General features: G+C 63.2%; 1 protein-coding gene. It reads right to left on the bottom strand.

Going from position 1 to position 1241, the window contains the following annotated elements; genetic code table 11:
* On the bottom strand, positions 1-1214 hold a 1214-nt coding region (locus JGU71_RS29595; RefSeq protein ID WP_307830002.1), incomplete at its 3' end, for a condensation domain-containing protein.
* Positions 1215-1241 lie beyond the last annotated feature (27 nt).

Here is a 1241-nt window from a genome sequence, read left to right as displayed (position 1 = left end):
ATGTCGATATCACCCACCACCACCGACGGATCAGCACACACCGCCTCCAACACCCGAACAAACCGCGCAGCCAACCCCCGCACCGTCACCTCATCGAACAAATCCGTCGAATACTCCACCAACCCCGTAATCGCACCCGGACCCGCCACCGTCGCCGGCTGCTCAGTCAACGTAAAAAACAAATCGAACCGCGACGACCCCGTCGACGCCGCCACCGGCGACACACTCAAACCCGGAAACTCCAACCGCGGCAACGGATTATTCTGCAACGCCAACGACACCTGAAACAACGGGTGATACGCCGTCGACCGACCCGGATTCAACAACTCCACCAACCGCTCGAACGGCGCATCCTGATTCTCATACGCCGACAACGCCTTACCCCGCACCTGCCCCAACAACTCCTCGAACCGCGGCGCACCCGACACATCCACCCGCAACACCCACGTATTGACAAAAATCCCCACCAAATCCGACAACGCCTCATCCGTACGACCCGCCACCGGACCACCGATAGCAATATCGACACCCCCACCCACCCGATGCAACAACACCGCCAACGCCGACTGCAACACCATCGACACCGTCGCCCCACACGACCGCGCCAACTCACCCACCGCCACCCGCAACCCCGGCTCCACCACAAAATCCACCACCGCACCCGCAAACGACTGCACCGCAGGCCGCGGCCGATCCACCGGCAACTCCAACACCTCCGGCACACCCGCCAAAACCTCACGCCAATAACCGAACTGCGCCGCCATCACACTGTCCGGATCAGACTCCTCCCCCAACACCTCCCGCTGCCACAACGTGTAATCGGCATACTGCACCGGCAACGGCACCCACCCCGGCTCCACACCCCGCACCCGCGCCGCATACGCAACAGCCAAATCCCGCGCCAACGGCGCCATCGACGCCCCATCGCCGGCAATGTGATGCACCACCAACACCACCACATGCTCAACCTCCGACACCCGCAACACACACACCCGCACCGGAATCTCGACCGCCAAATCAAACCTGTACCGAGCCGCACCCTCCACCGCCGCAGCCAACCCACCCGACTCCACATCACCGACCACCAACGGCACCGACACCTCACCCACCGACACCACCCGCTGAAACGGCACCCCCTCCACCTCATCGAACACCGTCCGCAACGCCTCATGCCGACCCACCACATCACCAAACGCCGCACCCAACGCCGCCACATCCAACCGACCCAACAACCGCAAACC

This window comes from Antrihabitans stalagmiti (assembly GCF_016482825.1).
GTDB classification, from domain to species: domain Bacteria; phylum Actinomycetota; class Actinomycetes; order Mycobacteriales; family Mycobacteriaceae; genus Antrihabitans; species Antrihabitans stalagmiti.
This window is presented reverse-complemented; position numbering and strand designations above follow the sequence as displayed.